The sequence below is a fragment of the Streptomyces sp. NPDC089919 genome (genome assembly GCF_040684615.1).
In the GTDB taxonomy this organism is placed as follows: domain Bacteria; phylum Actinomycetota; class Actinomycetes; order Streptomycetales; family Streptomycetaceae; genus Streptomyces.
In genome coordinates this window covers 14372-27196 of the sequence record NZ_JBFBGK010000110.1, presented here as the reverse complement: position 1 = coordinate 27196, position 12825 = coordinate 14372, and the positions used below count along the sequence as shown (strand labels likewise).

Sequence of the window (12825 nt, the reverse complement as noted above, 5' to 3'; positions counted from 1 at the left end):
GTCGCGGCAGCGGCGGTGCGGGGGCTCCGGGGGCGGAGCCCACCGGTTTCGGGAAGGGGCGGGGAGGGGACGGCTCCGCGCAGCGGCCGGGCCCGGGCCCGGAAGCCGCGCCTCAATCGCAGGCGGGGCTGGATATGCCCGGCCGGAGCGCAAAGGGTGGGCCCGGCCCAGGTTTCGGGGCGCTGCCCCGGGCCCCGCGCCTCAATCGTCGGCGGGGCTGGATATGCCCGGCCGGAGCGTGAAGGGTGGGCGGGGGTCAGGTTTCGGGGCGCTGCCCCGGGCCCCGCGCCTCAAGCGCCGGCGAGGCTGGATTTGCCACTCCCGGCGAGGGGCTGGATGTGCCCGGGGGCGGGTCATGGGGTGAAGCCCTCGTGGCGGAGGGTGGTGGCTACTGCGGTGCCCAGGAGGGCATGGCCCGCGTCGTTCGGGTGGAGGCCGTCGGCCAGGTGGGCCGGGGTCAGCAGGTCGCGGCCCGGCAGCAGGGCCAGGCGCCGGTCACCGGCCAGGATCCGCTCCCGCACGGCCCGTTCCATCGCGGCCCGCAGTTCCCCCAGCGTCGCCCCCAGTTTGTTCGGCACCGACTCCGCCTCCGGCCGCAGCACCGGCGAGAGCAGCAGCAGCGGGGTCACCGGGTGCCCCTGCCGCACCAGTTCCAGGAACACCCGCGTCGTCTCGTACAGCAGCGCCGCCGAATACGGCACCCGCGACCAGCAGTTGGTGCCGAAGGCCAGGGTCAGCAGGTCGGCCGGCAGGCTCGCCAGCTGCTCCGCGGTGGGCAGTTCGCCCCGCGCCGCCCCCGCGTACCCCAGGTTGACCGTGTCCACCCCCAGCTCCCGCCCGGCCACCGCGGGCCAGCCGTGCGCGGGCCGGGTGGACCACCACCCCTCCGTGATGGAGTCGCCGTGCACCACCCACCGCCGGGCCGGCGGCGGCGGCTCCAGCGCGCCCCCCACCCCGCGTACCGCGAGGATCAGCGGCGACTGGGTCTCCGGCGGGTGGACGGTGTACGGCCCCCGTCCCGCCGGCAGCGCGATCCGGACCACCGCCTCGGCCGCCGGCTCGGTGAAGACCTCCCGCAGCAGCCCCGACCGGTTCCACAGCGCGAAGCCGTGCGCCAGGTCGCGCAGCGAGTCGGTGGGCCCGGGCACGGTCGCCCGGTAGCGGATCTCCACCGCCGTGGCCCCCGGCGCGTCGAATTCCAGCCGCACCCCGATCGGCAGCGTGGCCCGCTCCCCGGTGTCCCACGGCAGCCGCGCCGCGTCCGCCGGATCCGCGCGGACCGCCCGCCCGCGGTCCAGCCAGGCCACCCCGCGCAGGAAGGGGAGGGGGTCGAGCCAGGTGGTCACCGGTCGCCTCCGATCGTCGGTAGGGGCCCTCGGGCCGCCGTCCACCCCAAGGGTCTGCCCCGTCGCGCGCCCGGCCATGGGTGGGTGCGCAGAAGAGCGGGCCGAAGACGCCGGAGCGCGCGCACTGTGCGGCAGATCTGACGAACTGTCAAGCGAGGTCGCGGAGCGTTACCGCGCAGTGATCGAACGGACGTGTGCAACAAACAGTCATCCTGGACAGATGTGCGCAATGATCGTGCGCCAATATGCAAGGATGGTGCATTACGGGCGGTTACCACCTGCTCGTAGGCTCACTCGCTGTACGTGGAGTGGCGCGACCGCCTGCTCGGCGGTCCCCCAGCTCCTGCCTGCCCAGGCACTGCCCTGCTCCGGACCGCCGCGGTCGACGCCTCTCCCCGACATCCGCGACGAAGAAGGAGTCTCCCCGTGCTGGATCACGGCCAGGCGCCCCCCGCCACCCCTGCCCCCGAGCGCCCGCGGCTCGGCGGCAACCCGCTCCTCCGGCGCAAGCCGGTCGAGCGGCTGGTCGCCGAGGGCGGCCAGGGTGAGGGCGGAGCGCTCAAGCGCTCCCTCACCATGTGGCAGCTGACGATGATCAGCATCGGTGCCACCCTCGGCACCGGCATCTTCGTCGTCCTCGGCGAGGCGGCCCCCAAGGCCGGCCCGGCCGTGACGATCTCGTTCATCATCGCGGGCCTGACCGCGCTCTTCTCGGCGCTGTCCTACGCCGAGCTGGCCGGCTCGGTGCCGGTCTCCGGCTCCTCGTACTCCTACTCGTACGCGACCATGGGCGAGTTCGTCGCCTGGATCTGCGGCTGGTGCCTGGTCCTGGAGTACGCCGTCTCGGTCGCGGCCGTCGCCGTGGGCTGGGGGGAGTACCTGAACGAACTCCTGGACGGCACGATCGGGGTCACCATCCCCGAGAAGCTGTCCGCCGCGCCCTTCGGTGAGGGCGGCTTCATCAACCTGCCGTCGCTGGTGGTCGTGCTGCTCTCGATGGTCTTCCTGATGCGCGGCGCCAAGGAGAGCGCCCGGGTCAACTCGATCATGGTCGGGGTGAAGATCGTCACCCTGCTGCTCTTCATCGGCATCGGCGTCATGGGCATCAAGTCCGGCAACTACACCCCGCTGGCCCCGCTCGGCGTCACCGGCATCAGCGCCGCCGCCTCCACCCTCTTCTTCTCGTACATCGGCTTCGACGCCGCCTCCACCGCGGGCGAGGAGGCCAAGAACCCGAAGAAGGACCTGCCGCGCGCGATCATGCTCTCGCTCGGCATCGTGACCGTCCTGTACGTGCTGGTCGCCTTCGTCGCCGTCGGCGCCATGCCCTGGCAGGACTTCGGCGGCACCGAGGCGGCGCTCGCCAAGATCATGGAGGACGTGACCGGCAACAGCTTCTGGGGCGTGGTCCTCGCGGCCGGCGCCGTGGTCGCCATCTTCTCGGTCGTCTTCGCCGTCCTCTACGGCCAGACCCGCATCCTCTTCGCGATGTCCCGCGACGGCCTGGTGCCCAAGGTCTTCGCCAAGGTCGACAAGGAGTCCGGCGCGCCGCGCGCCAACGTCGTCATCGTCTCGCTCTTCTGCGGCGCGCTGGCGGCCTTCATCCCGCTGGGCGAGCTGGCCAACGCCACCAGCATCGGCACGCTCTTCGCCTTCGCCCTGGTCAACGTGGCCGTCATCATCCTGCGCCGGACCCGCCCCGACATGCCGCGCACGTTCAAGGTGGCGCTCTTCCCGGTGACCCCGATCCTGGGCTTCATCGCCTGCGGCTACATGATGTACAGCCTGCCGGTCGCCACGTGGATCGCGTTCGGTGGCTGGATGGCGGTCGGCCTCGTGATCTACTTCCTCTACGGCATCCGCCGCTCGGAACTGGCTACCGCAGAGAAGTGATCCACCCGCAGTGCGACTGAACGATCTCGACGAACGCATCGTGCACGCCCTCGCCGAGGATGCCCGCCGCTCCTACGCGGACATCGGTTCGGAGGTCGGGCTGTCCGCGCCCGCGGTCAAGCGGCGGGTGGACCGGCTGCGCGCGGAGGGGGCCATCACCGGCTTCACCGTCCGCGTCGACCCGGCCGCCATGGGCTGGGAGACCGAGGGCTTCATCGAGATCTACTGCCGCCACAACACCTCGCCGGACGACATCCGGCGGGGACTGGAGCGGTATCCGGAGGTGGTGTCCGCGTCGACCGTGACCGGCGACGCGGACGCCCTCGTGCAGATCTTCGCCTCCGACATGCGGCACTTCGAGCGGGTGCTGGAGCGGATCGCGGGCGAGCCCTTCGTGGAGCGCACCAAGTCCGTCCTCGTCCTCTCCCCGCTGCTGCGCCGCTTCTCCTCCGGCTCGCCCGCGTAGGGACCGTACGGGCCGCTCAGCCGGCCCGGCCGGAGGGGAACCACGGGAGCACCCGGAAGTCCCCGGCGCCCGGCTCGGCGGTCTCGAAGGGGGCGCCGCTGGTGCACGGGGGCAGCTCGAAGGCGGTCGGGTCGTTGACCGCGGCCCAGCTGTACCCGAGCCGGTCGTGCCCGCCGTCGTCGTGCACGGTCACCCCCACCCGGCGGCCCTCGGCCTCGGCCATCACCCCGTCCCCGCGGGTGACGATCCCGGTCACCACGGCCACCGGCCCGCCGGTCATCAGGCAGTCCACCTTCACGTCCGCCGAGCCGCCCCAGTTCCCCTTGTAGTGGCTGAAGCGGAAGGTGCCGGTGGCGCGGTTGGGGTCGGCGTTGTCCTTCGCGGCCAGATGGGCGTCGAAGGAGAAGGCGAGGTCGTCGCCGGCCGGGCGGTGCAGCTTCCCGCTCCCGGTCAGCGCGGCCGCCTCCCGCGCCGGGCCCGGCCGGAGCGCGTCGGGGGCCGCCGCCGCCGAGCCGGCCGCCGCCCCGGCGGTCAGCAGCAGGGCGGCGCACAGGCCGGCGACACGGGTCCGGCGGTCCGCAGGGGTGATCTTCATGGTGGCCCTTTCGGCAGGTGGGGGGCGTGCGCCCGGATCCCTTCCCGGGTGGCGCCCGGCGCGCGCGGCGGACGGGGCGGTCCGTCGCACCGGGGGACGCACGGGTTCCGCCGGATGGCCCTGCCCGGCCCCCGCACGGGATGCACACCCGCCTTGACCGAAACTCGCCCCCGGGTCGCGCAACAGATCGCCGGAATCGCCTCCAAACACGCAACAAATCGATCAGCAGCGCGCAACAGAGGTGCCTTGTCGGGGCCGAAGGCCGAACCGTACGGTCTATAGGTCCCCCCAGGAACACCCTTTCGTCCCAGAGGTCTGCCCATGCCCCAGCTGCGCACCGCCCTCCTCCAGAGCTCCGGCCGGGTCGGCGACGTCGCCGAGAACCTGAAGGCGCTCGACGAGGCCGCCGAGCGCGCCGCCGCCTCGGGCGCCGGGCTGCTGGTGACCGCCGAGATGTTCCTGACCGGCTACTCCCTCGGCGAGGACGTGCCCGCGCTGGCCGAGGCCGCCGACGGCATGTCCGCCCGAGCCATCGGCGAGATCGCCCGCCGGCACGGCATCGCCGTGCTCTACGGCTACCCCGAGCGCGAGGGCGAGACCGTCTACAACTCCGCGCAGCTGATCGGCCCCGAGGGCGCCCCGCTCGCGAACTACCGCAAGACCCACCTCTTCGGCGGCTACGAGCAGGACAACTTCACCCCCGGTGACGTCCCGGTCGTCCAGGCCGAGTACGCGGGCCTCACCATCGGCATCCTGATCTGCTACGACGTCGAGTTCCCGGAGAACGTCCGGGCGCACGCGCTGGCCGGTACCGACCTGCTGCTGGTGCCCACCGCGCAGATGCACCCCTTCCAGTTCGTCGCCGAGCAGCTGGTGCCGGTGCGCGCCTTCGAGAACCAGATGTACATCGCGTACGTCAACCGCACCGGCCCCGAGGGCGAGTTCGAGTTCGTCGGCCTGTCCTGCCTGGCGAGCCCCGACGGGACCACCCGCACCCGTGCCGGCCGCGGCGAGGAGATGGTCTTCGGCGAGGCCGACCCGGAGCTGCTGAAGGCCTCCCGCGAGAACAACCCGTACCTGCGCGACCGCCGCCCGGGGCTCTACGCCTCGCTGATCTGAGCCGGTCCGCCACCCCGCGGTCCCCCCGCCGCACCCCCCCGCACGCCTGCCCCACACCCCCGCGCAAGGAGCCGTACCCCATGACGTCCACGGTGCCCACCGCCGTCCCGCACACCGACGGCCAGCCGCCGATCACCATGTTCGGCCCGGACTTCCCGTACGCCTACGACGACTTCCTCGCGCACCCGGCGGGCCTGGGCCAGATACCCGCGACCGAGCACGGCGCCGAGGTCGCGATCATCGGCGGCGGCCTGTCCGGCATCGTGGCCGCGTACGAGCTCATGAAGATGGGCCTCAAGCCCGTCGTGTACGAGGCCGACCAGATCGGCGGCCGGCTGCGCACCGTCGGCTTCGAGGGCCCGGAGACCGACGGGCTGACCGCGGAGATGGGCGCCATGCGCTTCCCGCCGTCCTCGACCGCGCTCCAGCACTACATCGACCTGGTGGGCCTGGTCACCGAGCCCTTCCCGAACCCGCTGGCCGAGGCCACCCCCTCGACCGTGGTCGACCTCAAGGGCGAGAGCCACTACGCCGAGACCATCGCGGACCTGCCCCAGGTCTACCGCGACGTGTCCGCCGCGTGGAACGCCTGCCTGGAGGAGGGCGCGGACTTCTCCGACATGAACACCGCGATGCGCGAGCGGGACGTCCCGCGCATCCGCGAGATCTGGGCCGAGCTCGTCGCCAAGCTCGACGACGAGACCTTCTACGGCTTCCTCTGCAAGTCGGAGGCCTTCAAGTCCTTCCGGCACCGCGAGATCTTCGGCCAGGTCGGCTTCGGCACCGGCGGCTGGGACACCGACTTCCCCAACTCCATCCTGGAGATCCTGCGGGTCGTCTACACCGAGGCGGACGACCACCACCGCGGCATCGTCGGCGGCTCCCAGCAGCTGCCGCTGCGGATGTGGGAGCGCGCGCCGGAGAAGATCGTGCACTGGGCGCAGGGCACCTCGCTCTCCTCGCTGCACGAGGGCACCCCGCGACCGGCCGTGACCCGCCTGCACCGCTCGGCCGGCAACCGGATCACCGTCACCGACGCCTCCGGTGACATCCGCACCTACCGCGCGGCGATCTTCACCGCGCAGTCCTGGATGCTGCTGTCCAAGATCGAGTGCGACGACTCGCTCTTCCCGATCGACCACTGGACCGCGATCGAGCGCACCCACTACATGGAGTCCTCGAAGCTGTTCGTCCCGGTCGACCGGCCCTTCTGGCTGGACAAGGACGAGGAGACCGGCCGGGACGTCATGTCGATGACCCTCACCGACCGGATGACCCGCGGCACCTACCTGCTGGACAACGGCCCGGACAAGCCGGCCGTGATCTGCCTGTCGTACACCTGGTGCGACGACAGCCTCAAGTGGCTGCCGCTGTCCGCGAGCGAGCGGATGGAGGTCATGCTGAAGTCGCTCGGCGAGATCTACCCCAAGGTCGACATCCGCCGGCACATCATCGGCAACCCGGTCACCGTCTCCTGGGAGGACGAGCCCTACTTCATGGGCGCGTTCAAGGCGAACCTGCCGGGCCACTACCGCTACCAGCGCCGCCTGTTCACGCACTTCATGCAGGACCGGCTGCCCGAGGACAAGCGGGGCATCTTCCTCGCCGGTGACGACATCTCCTGGACGGCCGGCTGGGCCGAGGGCGCGATCCAGACCGCGCTGAACGCCGTCTGGGGCGTCATGCACCACTTCGGCGGCGCCACCGACGCCACCAACCCGGGCCCCGGTGACCGCTACGACGAGATCGCCCCGGTCGAGCTCCCCGAGGACTGATCCGGTCCCGGTCCCGGTCCCCGGACCGGCCGCGCCCGCCGGGCCACCCCCGGCAGCGCCCCATGACTACGGGCCGCCCCCGCGCCACGAGCGCGGCGGCGGCCCGTTTCCATGGGCCGGTGCCGCGCCGGTCACCGCGGGCAGGGCGCCGGGGTGAGCAGGCACCGGCCGACCAGCCCGACCCCCGCGTCCAGCGAGTCGGTCACCTCCTCGGCCAGCTCCGGGTGCGCCCGCAGCGTCCACAGCAGCCGGGCCGAGGACCAGGCGGCGCCCCGGGCCCGCTCCAGGCTCCAGGAGCCGAGCAGGTGGGTCAGCGGGTCGGCCACCTCCAGCAGGTCCGGCCCGGGCATCAGGTCCTCGCGGATCCGCTCTTCGAGGGCGACCAGGGTGTCGCCCACCCGGTCGAAGTCGGCCTCCAGCGCCGCCGGTTCCAGGGAAAGCTCCCGGCAGCTGGCGACCACCGCCAGCGGCAGGTCGTGGCCGATGTGGGCGTTGATGCCGGCCAGCGCGTACTGGAGCGGGCGCACCCCGGGGTGGCGGCGGTACTGGAAGAGCGGCCGCCAGCAGGCCGGCACCCGGTGCCCCTCGTACGCGGCCTCCACGGCGGCCAGGTACCGCCCGGCGAAGACGGCGGCCAGGGTGGTGGCGGTGCGCGCCTCGGGGAAGCGGCCCCGCCCGATCCGGTCCCGCAGCTCCTCGGTGACCGCGAGGTAGACCCGGTTGAAGACGGCGACCCCGTCCCGCGGGTCGAGCAGCCCGTCCAGCGCGCGCATCCGCGCCACGACCGGGTCCAGCGACACGTCCAGCGTCATGTGAGCCATGACGCAGAGGGTCCCAGGCGGGGACCGGCCGGCGGGAGGGAAGAGCGGCAGGCTTCGCCGGTTTGGGCGAAGCGCCCGGCTACCGGCCCCCGTCCGGGGCCTTCCCGTCGTACGCCGGGCCCTGCTCGTCGTAGGCGGAGGTGCCCGCGTCGAGCAGTGGCTCCCCGGTCTTCAGGTGCGCCGGGGCGAAGTACCGCAGCGCGTGGTAGCCGGTGATCACGACGATCGTGCCGAGCGCGATGCCGCCCAGCTGGAAGTTGTCGGTGATCTTCAGGCTGACCCCGCCGACGCCGATGATGATGCCCGCCGCGGCCGGGACCAGGTTGAGCGGGTTGCGCAGGTCCACCCGGCCGTTCAGCCAGATCTGGGCGCCCAGCAGGCCGATCATGCCGTACAGGATCACGGTGATGCCGCCGAGCACCCCGCCGGGGATGGCCGCCACCACGGCGCCGAACTTCGGGCACAGGCCGAACAGGAGCGCGAAGCCGGCCGCCGCCCAGTACGCGGCGGTGGAGTAGACCCGGGTCGCCGCCATCACGCCGATGTTCTCGGAGTACGTGGTGTTGGGCGGGCCGCCGACCGCGGTGGAGAGCACGGAGGCGACGCCGTCGGCCGCGATGGCGGTGCCCAACTGGTCGTCCAGCGGGTCCCCGGTCATCTCGCCGACGGCCTTGACGTGTCCGGCGTTCTCCGCGATCAGGGCGATCACCACCGGCAGCGCCACCAGGATCGCCGACCACTCGAAGGCCGGGGCGTGGAAGGACGGCAGGCCGATCCACTCCGCCTTGGCGACCCCGGAGAGGTCCAGCCGCCAGTGGTCCACCGCCTCGGGGCCGCCCACGGTGGAGTGGATCTTGCCGAAGACCCGGTCGAAGAGCCAGGAGATGCCGTACCCGAAGAGCAGTCCCAGGAAGATCGCGATCCGGGACCAGAAGCCGCGCAGGCACACCACCGCGAGGCCGGTGAAGGCCATCACCAGCAGGGCGGTCCACTGGTCCTGGGGCCAGTACGTCGAGGCCGTCACGGGCGCCAGGTTGAAGCCGATCAGCATCACCACGGCGCCGGTGACCACCGGGGGCATCGCGGCGTGGATGATCCGGGCCCCGAAGCGCCGGACCGCGAGCCCGGCGAGGAAGAGCACGGCGCCGACCACCAGGACGGCGCCGGTGACGGTGGCACTGGAGCCGCCGCTCGCCCGGATCGTCGCCGCCACGCCCACGAAGGAGAGCGAGCAGCCCAGGTAGCTGGGGATCCGGCCGCGGGTGGCCAGCAGGAAGATGACCGTCGCGACGCCGGACATCATGATGGCCAGGTTGGGGTCCAGCCCCATCAGCACCGGGGCGACGAAGCTGGCCCCGAACATCGCGACGACGTGCTGGGCGCCGAGCCCGGCGGTCCGCGGCCACGACAGCCGCTCGTCCGGCCGGACCACCGCGCCGGGGGCGGGGGACCGCCCGTCTCCGTGCAGCGTCCAGCGCACGCCGAGGCCCATGTACCGCTCCGTTCGCTCGAGGCCGGCGGAGCGCCGCCGGCCGGATCGCGGTCCCGCCGTCGTGCGGGCCGCGGAGGTGACCGGCAGCCGCTGCGGCCGGTCATACGAGCGATATGTTAGTGGTGAATTCTGTCCGGTTCGTCCTGCTTCACCGGGGCCGCGTGCCGGACCCGGCCCTGCTGCCGCAGTACCCCGGCCCCCAGGGCCAGCGCGCAGGCCAGCACGGTCACCAGGCCGAACGACCAGACCAGCGAGGTGGCGTCGGCCACCGCACCGATCGCGGAGGGCGCGATCAGCCCCGAGGTGTAGGTGATCGTCGCCACGCCCGCGATCGCCTGGGCCGGCGCCGGACCGCTGCGGGCCGCCGCCGCGAAGGCCAGCGGGACGACCACCGCGACGCCGAGGCCCACCAGACCGAAGCCGGCCAGCGCCGCCCACGGCTCACGGACGCTCACCACCAGCAGGCCGCCGGCGGTGGCCAGCAGGCCCCCGGCCCGGACCGTGCGCACCGCCCCGAAGCGGTCCACCACCCGGTCGCCGGCGAGCCGGGCCACCGCCATGGTGAGCGCGAAGGCCGTGGTGGAGGCGGCGGCCAGGCCCGCCTCGGTGTCCAGCACGTCCCGCAGGTAGACCGCGGACCAGTCCATGCTCGCACCCTCGGCGAAGACCGCGCAGAAGCCGATCGCGCCGATGAGCAGGGCCGAGCGCGGCGGGGGAGCGAAGTGCGGCGGCGGCTCCTCGTCCGCGGGGCTGCGGACGTCCAGCACGCCCCGGACCGCCAGCAGTCCGAGCCCGGTCAGCACCAGGGCCGCGACCAGGTGGTGCAGCCGGGCGTCCGCGCCCGCGTGGGCGGCGAGCGTGCCGGCGGCCGAGCCGAGCAGGGCGCCCACGCTCCACATGCCGTGCAGCGAGGACATGATCGAGCGGCCGAGCCGGTTCTCGGTCTCCACGCCCAGGGCGTTCATCGCCACGTCCGACATCCCGGCCGTGGCCCCGTACGCCAGCAGGGCCAGGCACAGTCCCCACAGGTTCGGGGCCAGCGAGGGCAGCGCGAGCGCGAGGGTCCACAGGGCCAGCAGGCCGCGCAGCGCGGGCCGGGCTCCGAAGCGGTGGTTGATCCGGCCGGCCAGGGGCATCGCGAGGGCCGCCCCGACGGCGGGGAAGGCCAGGGCGAGGCCGAGGGTGCCGGCGCTCAACGAGGCGTGGTCCGCGATCCACGGGATCCGGGTGGCGAAGCTGCCGGTCACGGCCCCGTGGACGCAGAAGACGGCGGCGACGGATTTCCGGGCGCGGTTGACGCGCCGCAGGGCGATGAGGTCGAGGGGTTCAGCAGGCATGGCGATAAACTATCAGGAAGCCTGCCTGATAAATAGTCCGCCGTTAGGATTCCCGCATGCGTCCCGCCTCACCGAGCACCGCGCGTGCCATGAACGACCGCCGCGCCCTGCACCTCCTCCAGGAACAGGGCCCCCTGACGGCCGCTCAGCTCAAGGAGCACACCGGCCTGTCCCGGCCGAGCGTGGCCGACCTGGTCGAACGGCTCTGCGCGGCCGGGCTGATCGAGGTGGTGGGGGAGTCCGGAGCGCAGCGCCGGGGCCCCAACGCCAAGGTCTACGGGATCGTCGCCGGCCGCGCCCACCTCGCCGCGCTCGACGTCCGCACCGAGAGCGTCCGGGTGGTCGTCGCCGACCTGCTGGGCCGGCCGCTGGCCGAGGCCGCCCAGCCGACCTCCTCGGCCGCCGAGGCGGTGGAGCTGGTGGCCCGCACCGCCGCCGAGGCCGGCGCCGCCGTCCTGCACACGGTCTGCGCGGGCGCGCCCGGCCTGATCGACCCGGCCAGCGGAGAGCTGCGCAACACCGTCAAACTGCCGAACTGGCACCGGGAGCTGGCCGGGGCGCTCCAGCGGCGGGAGCTGGCGTCCCGGGTGATCGTGGAGAACGAGACCAACCTCGCGGCGGTCGCCGAGCGCGCGGAGGGCGCCAGCCGCCAGGCCGACTCCTTCGTGCTGCTCTGGCTCGGCGACGGGGTCGGTGCCGCGCTGGTGCTCGACGGTCGGCTGCGCCGGGGCGCCTCGGGCGGCGCCGGCGAACTGGGCTTCCTGCCCGTGCCGGGCACCGCCGGGCTGCCCTCGGCCGACCACTGCGAGGGCGGGTTCCACAGCCTGGTGGGCGGGGCCGCGGTCGCCGCCCTGGCCCGCGAGCACGGCTTCGGCGGCCGGGCCGAGGCGGCGGTGCGCACCGCGGTGGCGGCCGGCCCCGAGGGCAAGGCCTTCTTGGACGCCCTCGCCGAACGGCTCGCCCTGGGCGCGGCCGCGGTGACCGCCGTGCTCGACCCGGGCCGGGTGGTGCTCGGCGGCGAGATCGGACTGGCCGGCGGGCCCGCCCTGGCCGAACTGGTGGCCGACCGGCTGCGCGGCCTGACGCCCGTGCCCACCGCGGTGCTGGCCACCGAACTCGGCGACGGGGCGGTGCTGCGCGGCGCCCTGCTCACCGCCCGCGCCGCCGCCCAGGACGCGGTCTTCGCGAGCTAGGGCCTGTTCTGGGCCTTGCCGCCGTCCGGACGCAGGCCCGCCACGTACGCCGCGAAGGTGCCGGTGCCGTCGGCGTGCCCGGGGGCGGTGATCCCGCCGCGCCGGAAGGCCGCGTACGACCGGCCGAAGAGGGGGACGGGCAGCACGGCGCGGCGCCGGCCGCGGCCGGCGTAGTACGTCCGCAGCCAGGCGTCCAGGGTGCGGGTCTCGGGGCCGCCCAGGTCGGGGACCCGGCCGGCCGGCTCGCCCTCGGCCAGCTCGGCGAGCCGGGCGGCCACGTCGTCGGTGGCCACCGGCTGCACCGGCACCCCCTTCGGCACCGGCACCACGGGCAGCTTCCCCAGCGCCTCGGCGGCCATGCCGAGCAGGTCGTGGAACTGGGTGGCGCGCAGCACCGTCACCCCGAGCCCGGACTCCGCCAGGATCCGCTCGACGGCCAGCTTGCGCCGGTAGTACGGGAAGGGCACCGCGTCCACCCCCACGATCGAGATGTACAGCAGGTGCCGCAGGCCGCTGCGGCGGGCGGCGGCGACCAGGTTGCGGGCCGCCGCCTCGTCGCCCCTGCCGGCGCCCCGGGCGTCGCTGGCGCAGTGCACCACCGCGTCCGCCCCGGCCAGCGCCGCGTCCAGGCCCTCGCCGGTGGTGAGGTCCACCGGGTACTCGGGGGAGCGGCGGCTCAGCACGCGCACCTCGTGGCCCCGGGCCCGCAGCCGGGCGGTGACGAGCGAGCCGAGGGTGCCGGTGCCGCCGGTGACGAGGATGGTGCTCATGGTCCTGGTGTCCTTTCG

At 73.7% G+C, this 12825-nt stretch carries 11 protein-coding genes; 5 read left to right on the top strand and 6 right to left on the bottom strand.

The window, feature by feature from the left end:
- Positions 1–353: 353 nt before the first annotated feature.
- Positions 354–1346, bottom strand: a complete 993-nt coding sequence (locus AB0O40_RS31540; RefSeq protein ID WP_365048766.1) for a GDSL-type esterase/lipase family protein — start codon at positions 1344–1346, stop codon at positions 354–356.
- A gap of 426 nt (positions 1347–1772) precedes the next feature.
- Between AB0O40_RS31540 and AB0O40_RS31535 the strand changes: the two genes are divergently transcribed.
- On the top strand, positions 1773–3239 hold the full coding sequence (locus tag AB0O40_RS31535; RefSeq protein WP_365048764.1) for an amino acid permease: 1467 nt from the start codon (positions 1773–1775) through the stop codon (positions 3237–3239).
- Positions 3240–3249: 10 nt separating this feature from the next.
- Entirely contained in the window at positions 3250–3705 is a 456-nt protein-coding gene (locus AB0O40_RS31530; RefSeq protein ID WP_030199146.1) for an Lrp/AsnC family transcriptional regulator, read from the top strand.
- A 16-nt stretch (positions 3706–3721) separates the two neighbouring features.
- Here the strand turns inward: AB0O40_RS31530 and AB0O40_RS31525 are convergent, their stop codons facing one another.
- Complete coding sequence (locus AB0O40_RS31525) at positions 3722–4300, bottom strand: Repetin (protein ID WP_365048762.1); 579 nt, start codon at positions 4298–4300, stop codon at positions 3722–3724.
- 321 nt (positions 4301–4621) lie between these two features.
- On the opposite strand from AB0O40_RS31525, the gene AB0O40_RS31520 reads away from it, so the two are divergent.
- Together AB0O40_RS31520 and AB0O40_RS31515 are read left to right on the top strand one after the other, a co-directional pair.
- Positions 4622–5419 carry a carbon-nitrogen hydrolase family protein gene (locus AB0O40_RS31520; protein ID WP_365048760.1) on the top strand — a complete coding sequence of 266 codons (798 nt, stop codon included), beginning with the start codon at positions 4622–4624 and terminating at the stop codon, positions 5417–5419.
- 80 nt (positions 5420–5499) lie between these two features.
- Positions 5500–7194, top strand: coding sequence for an NAD(P)/FAD-dependent oxidoreductase (locus AB0O40_RS31515; RefSeq protein WP_365048758.1), 1695 nt, complete (start codon positions 5500–5502; stop codon positions 7192–7194).
- A gap of 131 nt (positions 7195–7325) precedes the next feature.
- Here AB0O40_RS31515 and AB0O40_RS31510 read toward each other — a convergent pair whose 3' ends face one another.
- The 3 genes from AB0O40_RS31510 to AB0O40_RS31500 form a co-directional block, all read right to left on the bottom strand.
- The gene (locus AB0O40_RS31510) at positions 7326–8015 is read right to left on the bottom strand and encodes a DUF5995 family protein (RefSeq protein ID WP_365048756.1); all 690 of its coding nucleotides are present in this window, start codon (positions 8013–8015) and stop codon (positions 7326–7328) included.
- 79 nt (positions 8016–8094) lie between these two features.
- Complete coding sequence (locus AB0O40_RS31505) at positions 8095–9507, bottom strand: solute carrier family 23 protein (RefSeq protein ID WP_365048754.1); 1413 nt, start codon at positions 9505–9507, stop codon at positions 8095–8097.
- 116 nt (positions 9508–9623) lie between these two features.
- Positions 9624–10844, bottom strand: coding sequence for an MFS transporter (locus AB0O40_RS31500; protein ID WP_365048752.1), 1221 nt, complete (start codon positions 10842–10844; stop codon positions 9624–9626).
- Between the two features lie 56 nt (positions 10845–10900).
- Here AB0O40_RS31500 and AB0O40_RS31495 point away from each other — a divergent pair, with 56 nt between their 5' ends.
- On the top strand, positions 10901–12037 hold the full coding sequence (locus tag AB0O40_RS31495; RefSeq protein WP_365048750.1) for an ROK family transcriptional regulator: 1137 nt from the start codon (positions 10901–10903) through the stop codon (positions 12035–12037).
- On the opposite strand, the gene AB0O40_RS31490 is transcribed toward AB0O40_RS31495, so the two are convergent.
- Entirely contained in the window at positions 12034–12807 is a 774-nt protein-coding gene (locus AB0O40_RS31490; protein ID WP_365048748.1) for an NAD(P)H-binding protein, read from the bottom strand. The genes AB0O40_RS31495 and AB0O40_RS31490 overlap by 4 nt on opposite strands.
- Positions 12808–12825 lie beyond the last annotated feature (18 nt).

Excerpts from the sequence above, each read along its gene's own strand:
- AB0O40_RS31525 (WP_365048762.1), bottom strand. The coding sequence starts at position 4,300 with ATGAAGATCACCCCTGCGGACCGCCGGACCCGTGTCGCCGGCCTGTGC.
- AB0O40_RS31520 (WP_365048760.1), top strand. The coding sequence starts at position 4,622 with ATGCCCCAGCTGCGCACCGCCCTCCTCCAGAGCTCCGGCCGGGTCGGC.
- AB0O40_RS31515 (WP_365048758.1), top strand. The coding sequence starts at position 5,500 with ATGACGTCCACGGTGCCCACCGCCGTCCCGCACACCGACGGCCAGCCG.
- AB0O40_RS31510 (WP_365048756.1), bottom strand. The coding sequence starts at position 8,015 with ATGGCTCACATGACGCTGGACGTGTCGCTGGACCCGGTCGTGGCGCGG.
- AB0O40_RS31505 (WP_365048754.1), bottom strand. The coding sequence starts at position 9,507 with ATGGGCCTCGGCGTGCGCTGGACGCTGCACGGAGACGGGCGGTCCCCC.
- AB0O40_RS31500 (WP_365048752.1), bottom strand. The coding sequence starts at position 10,844 with ATGCCTGCTGAACCCCTCGACCTCATCGCCCTGCGGCGCGTCAACCGC.
- AB0O40_RS31495 (WP_365048750.1), top strand. The coding sequence starts at position 10,901 with ATGCGTCCCGCCTCACCGAGCACCGCGCGTGCCATGAACGACCGCCGC.
- AB0O40_RS31490 (WP_365048748.1), bottom strand. The coding sequence starts at position 12,807 with ATGAGCACCATCCTCGTCACCGGCGGCACCGGCACCCTCGGCTCGCTC.